13 protein-coding genes are annotated in these 13,816 nt (G+C 68.9%); 8 read left to right on the top strand and 5 right to left on the bottom strand.

Translation table 11 applies throughout. From position 1 onward, the window contains the following. The first annotated feature begins 17 nt into the window (after nucleotides 1–17). On the top strand, nucleotides 18–662 hold the full coding sequence (locus tag ACLJO0_RS28650; RefSeq protein ID WP_410581684.1) for a TetR/AcrR family transcriptional regulator C-terminal domain-containing protein: 645 nt from the start codon (nucleotides 18–20) through the stop codon (nucleotides 660–662). Nucleotides 663–905: 243 nt separating this feature from the next. On the opposite strand, the gene pssA is transcribed toward ACLJO0_RS28650, so the two are convergent. From pssA to ACLJO0_RS28635, 3 genes are all read right to left on the bottom strand, one after another. Beyond that, nucleotides 906–1,886, bottom strand: a complete 981-nt coding sequence (gene pssA, locus ACLJO0_RS28645; RefSeq protein WP_125791343.1) for a CDP-diacylglycerol--serine O-phosphatidyltransferase — start codon at nucleotides 1,884–1,886, stop codon at nucleotides 906–908. 3 nt (nucleotides 1,887–1,889) lie between these two features. Continuing rightward, entirely contained in the window at nucleotides 1,890–2,618 is a 729-nt protein-coding gene (locus tag ACLJO0_RS28640) for a phosphatidylserine decarboxylase (protein ID WP_125791344.1), read from the bottom strand. Between the two features lie 475 nt (nucleotides 2,619–3,093). Then, a complete protein-coding gene (locus ACLJO0_RS28635; protein WP_410581682.1) occupies nucleotides 3,094–3,375 on the bottom strand; it encodes a GlsB/YeaQ/YmgE family stress response membrane protein in 282 nt (93 codons plus the stop codon). A 122-nt stretch (nucleotides 3,376–3,497) separates the two neighbouring features. On the opposite strand from ACLJO0_RS28635, the gene ACLJO0_RS28630 reads away from it, so the two are divergent. Both ACLJO0_RS28630 and ACLJO0_RS28625 read left to right on the top strand, forming a co-directional pair. Continuing rightward, a complete protein-coding gene (locus ACLJO0_RS28630; protein WP_410581680.1) occupies nucleotides 3,498–4,061 on the top strand; it encodes an ArsR/SmtB family transcription factor in 564 nt (187 codons plus the stop codon). Further along, nucleotides 4,058–5,293 carry an MFS transporter gene (locus ACLJO0_RS28625; RefSeq protein WP_410581678.1) on the top strand — a complete coding sequence of 412 codons (1,236 nt, stop codon included), beginning with the start codon at nucleotides 4,058–4,060 and terminating at the stop codon, nucleotides 5,291–5,293. Before ACLJO0_RS28630 ends, ACLJO0_RS28625 begins: the two co-directional genes overlap by 4 nt. A gap of 68 nt (nucleotides 5,294–5,361) precedes the next feature. Here ACLJO0_RS28625 and glp read toward each other — a convergent pair whose 3' ends face one another. Beyond that, entirely contained in the window at nucleotides 5,362–6,555 is a 1,194-nt protein-coding gene (gene glp, locus ACLJO0_RS28620; protein WP_410581676.1) for a gephyrin-like molybdotransferase Glp, read from the bottom strand. A gap of 74 nt (nucleotides 6,556–6,629) precedes the next feature. On the opposite strand from glp, the gene ACLJO0_RS28615 reads away from it, so the two are divergent. From ACLJO0_RS28615 to groL, 5 genes are all read left to right on the top strand, one after another. Continuing rightward, nucleotides 6,630–7,307 (top strand): TIGR00266 family protein, encoded by a 678-nt coding sequence (locus ACLJO0_RS28615; RefSeq protein WP_125782145.1) that lies wholly within the window; start codon nucleotides 6,630–6,632, stop codon nucleotides 7,305–7,307. 4 nt (nucleotides 7,308–7,311) lie between these two features. Next, entirely contained in the window at nucleotides 7,312–7,935 is a 624-nt protein-coding gene (locus ACLJO0_RS28610) for an AIM24 family protein (protein ID WP_410581674.1), read from the top strand. Nucleotides 7,936–8,049: 114 nt separating this feature from the next. Continuing rightward, nucleotides 8,050–8,256, top strand: a complete 207-nt coding sequence (locus ACLJO0_RS28605) for a cold-shock protein (RefSeq protein WP_005164266.1) — start codon at nucleotides 8,050–8,052, stop codon at nucleotides 8,254–8,256. A 56-nt stretch (nucleotides 8,257–8,312) separates the two neighbouring features. Next, nucleotides 8,313–9,770 (top strand): serine/threonine-protein kinase, encoded by a 1,458-nt coding sequence (locus tag ACLJO0_RS28600; protein WP_410581672.1) that lies wholly within the window; start codon nucleotides 8,313–8,315, stop codon nucleotides 9,768–9,770. 262 nt (nucleotides 9,771–10,032) lie between these two features. Beyond that, complete coding sequence (gene groL, locus ACLJO0_RS28595) at nucleotides 10,033–11,661, top strand: chaperonin GroEL (RefSeq protein WP_125782140.1); 1,629 nt, start codon at nucleotides 10,033–10,035, stop codon at nucleotides 11,659–11,661. Nucleotides 11,662–12,081: 420 nt separating this feature from the next. On the opposite strand, the gene ACLJO0_RS28590 is transcribed toward groL, so the two are convergent. Further along, a complete protein-coding gene (locus ACLJO0_RS28590; protein ID WP_410581670.1) occupies nucleotides 12,082–13,779 on the bottom strand; it encodes a hypothetical protein in 1,698 nt (565 codons plus the stop codon). Nucleotides 13,780–13,816: the final 37 nt, after the last annotated feature.

Genomic DNA, 13,816 nt, shown 5'->3' with positions numbered 1-13,816 from the left:
CCGGTAAACTGGGACACATGGCGCTGAGCAGGGAGAAGGTGCTCGACGCCGCGTTGCGGCTGGCGGGCGAACACGGATTGGCCGGATTGTCGATGCGGAAACTCGCCGCCGACGTCGGCGTGGAAGCGATGTCGCTCTACAACCACGTGGCCAACAAGGGTGATCTGCTCGACGGGCTGACCGCGCGTGTCTTCGAAAGTGTGCCGCTGCCAGGAGCCGGGCCTTGGGACGAGCGGCTGCGGGCGCTCACCCATGGTCTGTACACGGCCTTCTCGCGGCATCCGGTGGTGGTCCGGGCACTGGCGACCGACGCGGCGAACCCGCGTTCGGCGGGCGCGTTGAAGTTCATCGACGCGATGTTCTCGGCACTGCTGGACGCCGGATTCGACGAACGTGGCGCGGCGCGGGGCTACCGGTCGCTCATCGGGCTGGTGTTCGGCGCCGTGCTGACCGAAACGGTGGGACTCTCCGGCGCCGCTCCGGAGGCGACCGAACTGGAACGGGCCGAGCCAGTGGTGGCGTGGTTCCAGCGATCGGTGACGGCGGACGGGCTGCCTTCGCTGCACCGGGCGCTGCCGTCGCTGATGGAAGGCGACTGCCTGCGGGATTTCGAGTTCCAGCTGGACCTGGTGATCGGCGGGCTGCGCGCTTCGGTGCGCTGAGCCTTGGCTTGTGCCCGGTGTGTCGCGAAAGCCACTTTCGCGACCCCAGGCGTCTCGAAAGTGGCTTTCGCGACACACGAAACGGACGAGCAGCCGCAGTCGCCCCCGGTTGTCCACAGGCTCACCCGCTTGTGGACAACTCCCGCCTCCGACCCCCGTTTCCCCCGGCCCCGTCAGTGGGCACCGATACGCTGGGCGCGGGGCCGTCCCCCAGGGACGGGCGGGGGGCTGGGGTGGCGCGGGTCAGCGCTTCCGGAGGCCGATCCGGCGCCACGAGCGGCGCCGTGGGCCGCGGCCGTTGTCTCGGTCCTTGTCGGTGCTGATGGTGCGCGGAGTGCGGGCGACGTGCTGTTCGCCTCGCTGGAGCCGGACGCGCTGGGCGGCGCCTGCCACCACCCGCCGCAGCGGCGGGCGGCGCAGGCCAAGACGGCGGCGGCTCGAAGAGCGCCGGATCGCGCGCCGTTCCCTCGGCGGCGCCATCCACGCTTCGGGATGCTGCGCGAGCCAGCGGTACCGGTACACCGAGTACGGGATGTGCGCCAGGTACAGGATCAGCGCGATCGCCAGCGCCACCAGCGGGAACTGGATGATCGCGGCGGCCAGCAGGCCCACCCCGACCAGCAGCGGCGCGATCGCCTTCGGCGGCGCCTTCACCGTCTTCAGCGAAAGCGTCGGGATCCGGCTGATCAGCAGCGCGGCCACGGCGATCGTCCACACCCACACCATGTACTGGTGCGACCACCAGCCCTGCCCGAACTGCAGCTCCAGGATCAGCGGCAGCATCGCCAGCAGACCGCCGGCGGGCGCGGGCACACCGACGAAGAACTCGCCCGCGTACGGCGGCTGCTCGGTGTCCTCGATCAGCGTGTTGAACCGCGCCAGCCGCAGGATCATGCAGACCGCGAAGATCAGCGACGCCACCCAGCCGATCCGTTCGCCCTCGGCGTGCCAGACGTACAGCACCAGCGCGGGCGCGACACCGAACGAGATGCCGTCGGACAGCGAGTCGAGCTCCTGCCCCATCTTCGACGTCGCGTCCAGCAGCCGCGCGATCCGGCCGTCGAGACTGTCGAGCACCGCGGCGATCCCGATCGACGCGATCGCCATCGGGTAGTTGCCGATCAGCGCGAACTGCACCGACGACAGACCGGCGCACAGGGCGAGCACCGTGATGGCGTTCGGCAACAGCCGGACGCCGGGAGTTGTCGTGGTCACGCGGACCATGGATCAGCCTTCCGGGTGCGGCGCCGTGGGCAGCTCGGCGATCGGCGTCTCGCCGCCGATCGTGCGCTGGCCCTTCGAGACGAGGACCTTGCTGCCCGGCGGCAGGTACAGGTCGACTCGCGAGCCGAAGCGGATGATGCCGTACGTCGAACCGACGCCGACCTTGTCACCCTCGCGGATCTCACAGAGGATGCGCCGCGCCACCAGCCCGGCGATCTGCACCACGACGAGCTCGTGACCGTCTTCGGTGCGCATGAGCACGGAGTTGCGCTCGTTGTCGTCGCTCGCCTTGTCCAGGTCCGCGGACAGGAACTTCCCGGGCCGGTAGGCGACCCGCTCGATCACCCCCGACGCCGGGATCCGCTGGACGTGCACGTCGAACACCGACAGGAACACGCTCACCCGCATCCGCGGTTCGGCGGACAGCCCCAGCTCGGGCGGCGGCACGGCTTCCTCGATCAGCGAGACCAGGCCGTCCGCCGACGCGACCGCGAGGCCGGACTGGGCGGGCGGCACCCGCTTGGGCTCACGGAAGAACGCGGCCGTGGCGGCCGTCGCGAGCGCGCCGAGGACGCCGAGGGGCTTGGAGAACTTCCGCAGCACCAGCGTCGCGGCGAGGCCACCGAGCACGAACGGCCTGCCGGCCGGGTGCATCGGCGGAACGGTCTCGCGGGCCAGCTTCACGGCGTGCGTGAGTGGGTTTCCAGTGGATTCCGGCCGGTTGCCGCTCATTGGTCGGGTTCACCGCAGTTCGTGTCGGGGGGTTGGGTATGAAGAGCCACCACGCTACCGCCCTGTCCGGGCCAGGGCCGTGCCTCCCCCGGAAGGGTTTCCCCGGCGTGGGTGGGAGGAACCACATCCCGGTAACGGTCGGTGGAAATGAGCGATAACTCTAGGTGATTGAAGCCGATCGCCGACCCTGAGGACCCACGAATGCCCGCCAGTCCGGACCCCGCAGGCGAGCGACTCGCCGAGCTGTTCCGAGCCTGGAAGAGGGACATTTCGGCGGCGCCGATGCCTTCGCTCATCGACCCCGTCCGCGCGGCCTCGGTCATCGCCGAGGCACGCGCGTCCGGATGCATATGCCCCCCGACGGCACATGCATCCGGACGCGGCCGCTGGAACTGAGCGAACGTCCCACTCTAGTTCGCCGGACGCCCGTGATCACCCGTCGCGAGAAAACCGTTACCAACCGTCACTCCCTTGATCACCTGCGAGAGGTGTCGCGCCGCCCGGAGCCGCGCACCAGCCGCAGCAGGGCGAGCAGCACGATCGAACCGAGAATGGCGACGCCGAAGCTGGGGAAGTCGAACTCGAAGCTCCGCTCGGTGCCCGTCGCGAGCCGGTAGATGAAACCGCCGAGCGCCGCCCCGAGCACGCCGACCAGGATGCTGAACAGGCAGCCACCCCGCCGGTCCGGACCCCCGACCACGACGTTGGCCAGCCACCCGGCGATGGCGCCGAACACGATCCACGAGAAGAAACCCATGCCGTCGAGGTTACGTGGAGCGCGCGAGTCGAACCCGGTGGCGCCGTCACCCCGACCCACGCGGCCCGGCAGCACACAAGAGAACTTGTACAAGAGTCGTTGTGCAACTACTGTTGTGCGTTATGGCCGACCGTGAGGTACGTGAAGTCCACGATTCGAAAGTGCTCGCCGCGATGTCGCATCCGTTGCGGCGCCGCCTGCTCGACGTCCTGCGCCTCGACGGCCCGTGCACGGCGTCCGTGCTCGCCGAGCGGACCGGGCAGGCGGTCGGGAACGTCAGTCACCACCTGAAGGTGCTCGCCGCCGGCGATCTGGTCGAAGAAGCGCCGGAACTCGCCCGCGACCGGCGCGAGCGCTGGTGGCGCCGCGTGGGTTACGCGGTCTCCTGGTCGCCGTCGGACTTCCCCGACGATCCGGTCGCGGCCGCCGCCGAATCCCTCGCCCTCGAACGCCAGGTTTCCCTGGCACGCCAATGGTTCGCCGAACGCGACACCTACCCCGAGGAGTGGCATCGCGCCGCTTTCGCCACCGACAGCTGGGCGAAGATGTCGGTCGCCGAACTGGCCGAACTCGAACAAAAGGTCCACGAGCTGATCAAGTCCTACAGCGGCCGTGAGATCCCGGACGACGGCCAGGAACGCCGACCCGTCTTCATCGCCACGCGCGCCGTCCCGGCCCGCCCGTGACCACCCGCGAACGCGGCGGATTGCTGCGCTCACGCGATTTCCGGCTGTTGTGGACCGGCGAGACGACCAGTGTGCTCGGCAGTTCCATCGCCGTCGTCGCGCTGCCGCTCGTCGCGGTGGTCACCCTCCAGGCGAGCACGTTCGCGGTCGGGCTGCTGACCGCGGTCGCCTGGCTGCCGTGGCTGCTGATCGGCCTGCCCGCCGGCGCCTGGGTCGACAGACGGCCGAAACGCCCGATCATGCTGGCCTGCAACACCGTCTCCATGCTCGTGTTCCTGAGCGTCCCGGTCGCCGCCTGGTTCGGGTGGCTCACGATGACCCAGTTGCTCGTCGTCGCCTTGGCGGGCGGCGTCGCGAAGGTGTTCTTCAACGTCGCATACCGCGCGTACCTGCCTTCGCTGGTCGAGAAGAAGGACCTCCAGGAAGCCAACGAAAAGTTGCAGGGGAGTGAGTCCGCCGCGCAGATCGGCGGACCCGGTCTCGCCGGTCTGCTGGCGCAGGGTTTCGGCGCCGTCGCCGGGGTGCTCGCCGACGCCGTCAGTTTCGGGATCTCCGTACTGTGCCTGCGATCCATCCGCTATCGCGAGCCCGAACGTCCGGCGAAGACGCGTTCGCGGCTGCGGGACGAGATCCGCGAGGGCCTCGACTTCGTTGTCCACGACCGGTACTTGCTGGTCTTGGCGGTCTTCGGCGCGGTCTCGAATGTCGCGCTCATGGGTTACCAGTCGATCGAAGTCGTCTTCCTCGCCCGCGACCTGGGCGTGGGAGAGGCGACCGTCGGGCTGGTGCTCGCGCTCGTCGGCGCGGGTGGCGTCGCCGGTGCCGCGCTTTCGGGCAAGCTCGCCGCGCGGATCGGCACCGCGCGCGCCTTCGTGCTCTGCGAGGCCTTCGGGGCACTGATGATGTTGCTGGGACCGCTCGCCCAAGGCGGCTGGGGGCTCGCGTTCTTCGTCGCCGCCGGGTTCGCGCTCAGCGCCGGGGTCGTCGGCTCGAACGTCCTCAACGCCACCTTCAAACAGCGGTACGTCCCGGCGTCGATGTTCGGCCGCGTCACCGCGAGCATGTCCGTGCTCAGCTTCGGCGCGATCGCGCTCGGCGGCCTGCTCGGCGGGATCCTCGGCGAGACCGCCGGGGTGCGGCAGACGCTGGGCCTGATGGCCGGGTTCGAGGTCGTCGCCGTCTTCGCGCTCCTGTTCACGCCGATCGGCCGGTGCCGCGACTTCCCGACCTGACCCCCGCAATCAGTCACCTACTTGCGACGGTGTCCGGGCGCAAGTAGGTGACTGATTGCGGGCGGGCGTCAGAGCAGCAGGACGTCCACCTCGTCGCCCTGCTCGACCGAGTCCACGTCCTCCGGCAGGACGATCAGGCAGTTCGCCTGCGTGAACGACGCCAGCAGATGCGATCCCGGCCCGCCGCGCGGCCCGACGATGCCGGTGACCTCGCCTTCGGAATGCGTGTAGAAGCCTCGCCGGAACTGACGCCGTCCGGCGGGGGAGGTCATCGCCTCGGTCAGCCGGGCCCGCACCCGCTGCCGGTCGACGCCCGCGTGCCCCATCGCCGCGAGCAACGCCGGCCGCAGGAACGCTTCGAACGAGACGAGCACGCTCACCGGGTTGCCCGGCAACGTCACCACCGGCACGCCGTTCCACCGTCCGCAGCCCTGCGGCCCGCCCGGCTGCATCGCGACCTTCCGGAACTCCACGCCCTGCCCGGTCAGCGCGTCTTTCACCACTTCGTACGCCCCCGCGCTGACCCCGCCCGAGGTCACCAGCAGGTCCACGTCCGCCAGCCGCGGCTCGATCACCGCGCGGAACTCGTCCACGTCGTCGACGACACTGCGCAAGACCTCCGCCTCGCAGCCGAGCGCGCGGATCGCGGACGCCAGCATGATGCTGTTCGACTCGTAGATCTGCCCGTGCCGCAAGGGTTCCGGCGCGTCGACGAGTTCGGTCCCGGTGGACACGACGAGCACCTTCAACGGCCTGAACACGGGCACCTCGGCGAGCCCGACGGCCGCCGCGAGCCCCAGCTGCGCCGGGCCGAGCACGGTTCCGGCCGAAAGCGCCACCGTGCCTTCGACGACGTCTTCACCGAGGCGCCGGATATGCGCGCCCGGGACGGCCGTCCTGAGGATCCGGACGTCCGTCACACCACCGTCGGTGTGTTCCACCATCACCACCGCGTCGGCGCCCGGCGGCAGCGGGGCGCCGGTCATGATCCGGTGCGCGGTGCCCGGCTCCAGTTTCGTGATGTCGACGCGGCCGGCGGGGATGTCCTCGGCGACCGGCAGCGTCACGGGCGCTTCCGCGATGTCTTCGGCGCGGACGGCGTACCCGTCCATCGCCGAGTTGTCGAAAGGCGGCAGCGACACCCCCGCGCGCACGTCCTCGGCGAGGACGAGCCCGGCGGCGGAGGCGAGCGGAAGGCGGATGACAGGGGCGTTTCCGAGCAGGCCGGTGACGGTCTCACGGTGGGCGTCGACGGAGATCACGCCGACCATCCTCCTCGGTCGGGGGGCGCATGCAAGACTCTGCGCGTCACAACGACCACCGGGGAGAAGAAGACATGCAGGTTCAGATCCGTCACCAGCCGTCGTTCGCGGTGGCGAGGCTCGTCCTCGCCCCGGGCGAGCCGGCGCAGGTCGAGTCTGGCGCGATGATGGCGACGAGCTACGGCGTGCAGGTCCAGTCGCAGGCGCAGGGCGGCATCATGAAGGGGCTCGGCCGCGCCTTCCTCTCCGGCGAGTCCTTCTTCATCTCCACCTACACCGCCCCGCAGAACGGCGGCTGGGTCGACGTCGCCGCGAACCTGCCCGGCGACATGCAGATCATCAACCTCGACGGCCGCACCGGCTGGTGCGTCACCCGCGGCTCGTGGCTCGCGTCTTCGCACGGCGTGCAGACCGAGACCAAATGGGGCGGGCTCAAGAACCTCGTCGGCGGCGAGGGCGGCTTCCTGACCCACGCGACGGGACAGGGCCCGCTGGTCGTGGCCTGCTACGGCGCGCTGGAGACGGTCACCCTGCAGCAGGGCGAGGTGATCACCATCGACACCGGGCACGTCGTCGCGTTCGCCGACACCCTCCAGTACCAGATCCGCAAGGTCGCCACCGGCGTCATCCAGTCGATGAAGAGCGGTGAAGGCCTCGTCTTCGACTTCGCCGGTCCGGGTCAGCTGCTCACCCAGACCCGCAACCCGTCGGCGCTGTCCGCCTGGGTGATCGCCCAGGTCCCCTCCCGCTGAGCGCATGCGGGTCCAGACGAGGCACACCCCGAACTTCGGGGTCGCACGCGTGCTGCTGTCCCCCGGCGAGGCCGTCCAGGCCGCCGGGGACACCATGCTGGCCAGCAGTTTCGGCATCACCGAAACCATTCCCGCCCGCGGTGGTTCACGGGCGGGCAAGGCCGCGCCTTCGGTGTTCAACGCGCCGGAGGGCGGCGGCTGGATCGACTTCGCGCCGCTGACCGCCGGCGACGTCCACCCGCTGGAGTTCACCGGCGGGGCGGGCTGGTGCGTGAGCCGGGACGCGATCCTCGCCCGGCCGGCGACCGTCCGGCTCGATCCCGGCTGGGCGCCGCTGCAGAAACTCTTCGGGGCCGACTCCGGTTTCCTGGAGCACTACAGCGGAACCGGTCCGCTCGTGCTGGCCGCGCAAGGCCCGGTGGACGCCTTCGAGCTCACCGCGGGCGAACTCGTCACCGTGCGACCGGACTTCCTGCTCGCCTACCCGGACACCGTGCAGTGCCGTCTCCGCGCGGTCGACCAGTCCGGCCCGCAGTCCGTCCGCACCGGCGAAGGGCTCGCGCTGGACTTCGCGGGACCAGGACGCGTCCTGGTGCAAGCGCGCAATAGGCGGCTTTCCCGCGGATGACCTTAAGACGAATTGAGCATTGCCGACGCCGGTGATTCGGGTAGCGTGAACTGCACTCGAAACCGCCGTCCGGGGCAGGCGAGGCCGGCGGATCCTGTGCTGAGGGAGTGCGTCGTGGCAGTCGGCACCGTCAAATGGTTCAACTCGGAAAAGGGCTACGGATTCATCGAATCCACCGAAGGGCCCGACGTCTTCGTCCACTACTCGGCCATTCAGGCCGACGGATTCCGGACGCTCGACGAGGGTGATCGCGTGGAATTCGAAGTCCAGTCCGGGCGGGACGGTCGGAGTCAGGCGGCGGACGTACGCAAGGTCTCCTAGCGGGACTTCGGCCGACCCCCGGCGGCCTCCGGAACTGGCGCGTTACGCTTCGCTGCGTGACAGGCGATGAGTCGGGGGACCTGACCGGTCGCCGGCTGGGCAACTACCGCATCGACGGTGTGCTCGGCAAGGGCGGCATGAGCGTGACCTACAAGGCCACGGACGTGCGGCTCGGACGCAAGGTGGCACTGAAGGTCATCGGTGATCACCTCGGGGCCGACGCCGAGTTCCGCGAACGCTTCGTCGACGAGGCGCGGAACACGTCCGCGATCGACCATGCCAACGTCGTGCCCTTGTACGACTTCGGCGAGCTCGAAGGCATGCTCTACATCGCCATGCGGATGGTCGACGGCGGGGACCTCGCCGGGCTGATCTCCGGCGGCCCGATCGCGCCCGCCCGCGCGCTGACCATGCTCGACCAGGTCGCCGACGCGCTCGACACCCTGCACAACCGGGGTCTCGTGCACCTCGACGTCAAACCGGCCAACGTCCTGGTCACCAGCAAGGAGACCTCGCGCGAGCACGTCTACGTCGCCGACTTCGGCCTGACCCGCCGCGGCGCCACCGGGCATCGCACCCGCGGCGGCGACTTCCTCGGCTCGCCCACGTACGCGGCCCCCGAACACCTGCGCGGCGAGCCGCTCGACGGCCGCACCGACCAGTACGCGCTCACCTGCGTCCTCTACGCCTGCCTGACCGGCAGCCCGCCCTTCAAGGGCGACGTGCAGACGGTCATCAAGGGGCATCTGAACGGGGAGCCCCCGGCCATCTCGCGGATCGTCGGCCTGCCTGCCGGGATCGACGAGGTCGTCCGGAAGGGAATGGCGAAGAATCCCGCCGATCGCTACCCCAACTGTGTTGAGATGATCGCGGCCGCCAGGCGCGCGCTCGGTCCGCTCGCGACTTCGAACGAGCCGCCCGGCCCGCCCGGGGCCGCGGCGCCGGTCCAGCAGACCGCACCGCAGCAGGCGCCACGGCAGAACACGCCGCCACAGGGAGAGGGGGGCCCCGTGCACCCGTACGGAGGACAGCAGCCCGGCTACGGCCAGCAGGGACCGGGACCGCAGGGTCCCCCGCCGCAAGGCCCGCCCCAGCAGGGCCCGCCGCCCGGTTACGGCCCGCCGCAGCAGCAGGGCGGCTTCCAACAGGGCGGATACCAGCAAGGACCGCCCCCCGGTTACGGCCCGCCGCAGCAGCAGGGCGGCTTCCAACAGGGTGGCTTCCAGCAGGGCCCGCCCCCCGGCTACGGCCCCCCGCCGCAGCAGCAGGGCGGTTTCCAGCAGCAGCCCAAGAAGAGCGGCGGCGCCAAGTGGATCTGGATCGTCGTCGGCGCCCTCGTGGTCGCCGGCGCGATCGTCGCGGCGATCTTCATCTTCAGTGATTCGAACAGCGGCAACGGCACGCAGACCACCGCGCCGAATATCCCGGTCGGGCCCGGCGGCTCGCAGTCGCAGGGTCCCGGATCGTCGCTGAAGCCCCCGCCCTCGTCGATCCCCATCAAGCCGAGCAACTGAATACCACCGCGCTGACCTGCGGTTCTTGCACTCGACCGTGGAGAGTGCTAAACACGACATTGGCACTCGACGCCGTCGAGTGCCAGGCAGAGCGGTCACCGATCGCTCGCCTGAAGGTCGGGACGGTGAGGCCGCACCCTTGATCGGGTGGGTCGTCCGTCGCGGGCACCGAGCCTGGCCGAGGAAGAGTCCTGCCGCCGCGCTTCTGTGACATACGAGGCAGAGCGTGCGGCGGCGCCCAATACCGGAGGACCACACCGCAATGGCCAAACTGATCGCGTTCGACGAGGACGCCCGCCGCGGTCTTGAGCGCGGCTTGAACATCCTCGCCGAAGCCGTCAAGGTGACCCTCGGCCCGCGGGGCCGGAACGTCGTGCTCGAAAAGAAGTGGGGCGCGCCGACGATCACCAACGACGGTGTCTCCATCGCCAAGGAGATCGAGCTCGAGGACCCGTGGGAGAAGATCGGGGCCGAGCTCGTCAAGGAAGTTGCCAAGAAGACCGACGACGTCGCGGGTGACGGCACCACCACCGCCACCGTGCTCGCCCAGGCTCTCGTCCGCGAGGGTCTGCGCAACGTCGCCGCCGGGGCCGACCCCATCAGCCTGAAGCGCGGCATCGAGGCGGCCGTCGAGGCCATCACCGAGCAGCTGCACAAGATGGCCGTCCAGATCGAGACCAAGGAGCAGATCGCTGCTACCGCCTCGATCTCGGCCGCTGACCGCACCATCGGCGAGCTCATCGCCGAGGCGCTGGACAAGGTCGGCAAGGAAGGCGTCGTCACCGTCGAGGAGAGCAACACCTTCGGGCTCGAGCTCGAGCTCACCGAGGGTATGCGCTTCGACAAGGGCTACATCTCCGGTTACTTCGTGACCGACCCGGAGCGTCAGGAAGCCGAGCTCGAGGACCCGTACGTCCTCCTCTTCGGTTCCAAGATCTCCACCGTCAAGGACGTCCTGCCGCTGCTGGAGAAGGTCATCCAGTCCGGCAAGCCGCTGCTGATCATCGCCGAGGACGTCGAGGGCGAGGCCCTGGCCACCCTCATCGTCAACAAGATGCGTGGCACCTTCAAGTCCGTCGCCGTCAAGGCCCCGGGCTTCGGTGACCGCCGCAAGGCGATCCTGCAGGACATCGCGATCCTGACCGGTGGCCAGGTCATCTCCGAGGACGTCGGCCTCAAGCTGGAGAACGCGGACCTTTCCCTGCTGGGCAAGGCGCGCAAGGCCGTCATCACCAAGGACGAGACCACCATCGTCGAGGGTGCCGGCGACGCCGACCAGATCCAGGGTCGCGTCAACCAGATCCGCGCCGAGATCGACAACTCGGACTCGGACTACGACCGCGAGAAGCTCCAGGAGCGGCTGGCGAAGCTGGCCGGCGGCGTGGCCGTCATCAAGGCCGGTGCCGCCACCGAGGTCGAGCTGAAGGAGCGCAAGCACCGCATCGAAGACGCAGTGCGCAACGCCAAGGCCGCCGTCGAAGAGGGCATCGTCGCCGGTGGTGGCGTCGCTCTCATCCAGGCCGCCGAGGCAGCCTTCGCCGGTCTGAAGCTCGAGGGCGACGAGGCCACTGGTGCCAACATCGTCAAGGTCGCCGTCGAGGCGCCGCTCAAGCAGATCGCGATCAACGCCGGCCTCGAAGGCGGCGTCGTGGCGGAGAAGGTCAAGTCCCTCCCGCAGGGTCACGGCCTCAACGCCGCCACCGGTGTCTACGAGGACCTGCTCGCCGCCGGCGTGCCGGACCCCACGAAGGTCACCCGCTCCGCGCTGCAGAACGCCGCTTCCATCGCGGCGCTGTTCCTGACCACCGAAGCCGTCGTGGCGGACAAGCCGGAGAAGGCCTCGGCCGCTCCCGCCGACCCGTCCGGTGGCATGGGCGGCATGGACTTCTGAGTTCGAGCCCGTAACACCGGAAAGCCCGGACGCGCCTCGCGCGTCCGGGCTTTTCCTTTGTCCTGAGGCGCCCGAAGTACATGAAGGGCCCCTTCCTGTACCTAGGCGCAAGGATGGGGTTCTTCATGGACTGGGGAAGGGATTCTTCAGGTGCTGACGGTGCGACACGCCTCGTTTGACTTACCCCTCAATAGAACCGTCCTTACCACTCACGAGCCCGCCCACGTTGGCGGTTTCGTGTGATCCGATGGGACACCACGCGTGCCTGGACGGACGGCACGTGTGATCAGGCGGACGACACGCGTGTCTGGATGGACGACACACGTGCAGCCGGGTTCAGCCGCGAGGCGTCCGCCCGATCACGCGTGTCGTCCCTCCGGTCACGCGACATCGCCGATCGCGCACCCGGCGGTACGTGCCTTACCGTTGCCTGTCCACCACGTACTTGCCGCCTTGCTGGCGGCGGTCCTTCTCGTACGGGTCGATGGCGTTCGGCTCCGCGGCCTTCCTCGGCTCGAGGCCCGTCCGGTCGGTTTTGCCCGCCTCCCCGGCCGCGCCTTCCGTTTCCACGGTCTCGGGATTGGGGTCGATCTTCCCCCGGTCCTTGTTGGCGCTTTCCCAGTCGGCGAACAGTTTCTTGAGGTCGTCGGAAAGCTCGCCGTCGGTTTTCGCGTAGGCTTCGGCCGCCTTCCTGAGCTGTTCGCCGGCGAGGAGGAAGCGAGCACAGCTCGTCCTCATGAACTGTTCGACGGCGTCGCGGATCTCCAAGGTCGTGTCGTCGCCCGTGCACGTCTGTGCCTCGCGGCCCGCGAGGTGCCGGTCGGCGACATCGGCCCCGGAGAGAATCCGCAGTTGTGCCGAATAGGCTTCGGCCGCTTCGAAGCAGGTTTGCGCCACCCGCAGGAGGAAGTGGACCTCGACCCTGATCCCCTTGTACTTCGCGCGGTCGGTCTGGTTCGGCAGCGTGTTCGCGGTGAGGTCGTAGAGTTCGAGGTTGTAGCTGTGCACCCCCGCGATCGCCTTTTGCAGCGCCAGCACGTCCCCGCCGAAGTCGTCTTCGAGGCCGCTCAACGCGTTGTGTTCGTCCTGGATCGAGGTGGTGAGCTTCTGCAGGATGTCCTGGAGTGACATGGCGTCCTGCTCGACGGTGTGTCCCTTGAGTGCACCGCCGACGAAGCCCGCCAAGGTGAGGACGGCGCCGACCGGGCCGAGGGCCTTCCCGCCGGCCTCGTTGACGGTGCTCACGACCTTGCTGAGCTTCGCCCCCGCGGCCAGCAGATTGCTCACGATCCCGTGGATCGCCTTTGCTCGATCGAGCTTCTCCAGGATCGCGTCCGCGGTGGAGACCGTGAGGATGACCTTTTCGTCCAGTTTCTTGGTGGCCCAGTTGAGTCGTTTGATGATGTTGAGCCGGGTCACCTGGATCGTCGTGGCGCGCGTGGAGTACAGCGTGGACAGGCTGGCGAGGATGAGTGCCTGGTTCAGGATGGTCGGCGCGATCGAGGCGAAGAACCCGGCCTTGAAGGCCTTGGCGGCGAGTCCGGTCCACTCGATGAACCATTCTTCGTTCTCGCTGGTCGTACCGTCCAGCCACTCGACGTTCCGGACGACCTCGCCCTGTCCGAGCAGTTCGGTCACCCGCCCGTTCTTGTCCTGGAAGCCGAGGTTGCCCGCGACGTTCAGGAAAGTGTTGTGGGCGGTCTCCAGCTTCGTGAGATCAGGCCCTTCCAGCTGCGGGACGAACTTGGCGATTTCCTGCCGCCGGTTCCAGGCCAGCCGCTCGATCTGTGCCAGGTTCCGTTCGACATGGCATTCGACGTACTTCTGGGTCTGCGGATTCCAGCCCTGGCAGTGGACGTCCTTGTAATGGCCGAGCATGCCGTCCATGACCCAGGTCAGGTATCCGCAGATGTCGTCGGCGCCTGACAGGTGACCGTACGATTCGGCGGGCCACTGCCAGGCCCAGGGCTCCGCCGAGCACGGGACGGTGGTCGAGAGACCCGTCATGGCGTCGACGGCGTCTTCCATCCAGCGCTTGGTGAGCGCCTTGAGGAGGTCGTCCAGCGCGCCGTCGAGCATCCTCTTGTACTCGCTGAGGGTCAGATACTTGCCGGCCATGAAGGCCCCCGCTTCCCGCTCCCTGTGACAAAGTCAT

Origin of the sequence: Amycolatopsis sp. lyj-108, from assembly GCF_046549005.1 — a bacterium.
Taxonomy (GTDB): domain Bacteria; phylum Actinomycetota; class Actinomycetes; order Mycobacteriales; family Pseudonocardiaceae; genus Amycolatopsis.
The sequence above is the reverse complement of the archived record's forward strand: the minus strand, read 5'-3'. Positions and strand labels throughout refer to the sequence as shown.

Bases quoted from the DNA above. Each gene is read 5' to 3' on its own strand.
- ACLJO0_RS28650 (WP_410581684.1), top strand. From the start codon at position 18: ATGGCGCTGAGCAGGGAGAAGGTGCTCGACGCCGCGTTGCGGCTGGCG.
- pssA (WP_125791343.1), bottom strand. From the start codon at position 1,886: ATGGTCCGCGTGACCACGACAACTCCCGGCGTCCGGCTGTTGCCGAAC.
- ACLJO0_RS28640 (WP_125791344.1), bottom strand. From the start codon at position 2,618: ATGAGCGGCAACCGGCCGGAATCCACTGGAAACCCACTCACGCACGCC.
- ACLJO0_RS28635 (WP_410581682.1), bottom strand. From the start codon at position 3,375: ATGGGTTTCTTCTCGTGGATCGTGTTCGGCGCCATCGCCGGGTGGCTG.
- ACLJO0_RS28630 (WP_410581680.1), top strand. From the start codon at position 3,498: ATGGCCGACCGTGAGGTACGTGAAGTCCACGATTCGAAAGTGCTCGCC.
- ACLJO0_RS28615 (WP_125782145.1), top strand. From the start codon at position 6,630: ATGCAGGTTCAGATCCGTCACCAGCCGTCGTTCGCGGTGGCGAGGCTC.
- ACLJO0_RS28610 (WP_410581674.1), top strand. From the start codon at position 7,312: ATGCGGGTCCAGACGAGGCACACCCCGAACTTCGGGGTCGCACGCGTG.
- groL (WP_125782140.1), top strand. From the start codon at position 10,033: ATGGCCAAACTGATCGCGTTCGACGAGGACGCCCGCCGCGGTCTTGAG.
- ACLJO0_RS28590 (WP_410581670.1), bottom strand. From the start codon at position 13,779: ATGGCCGGCAAGTATCTGACCCTCAGCGAGTACAAGAGGATGCTCGAC.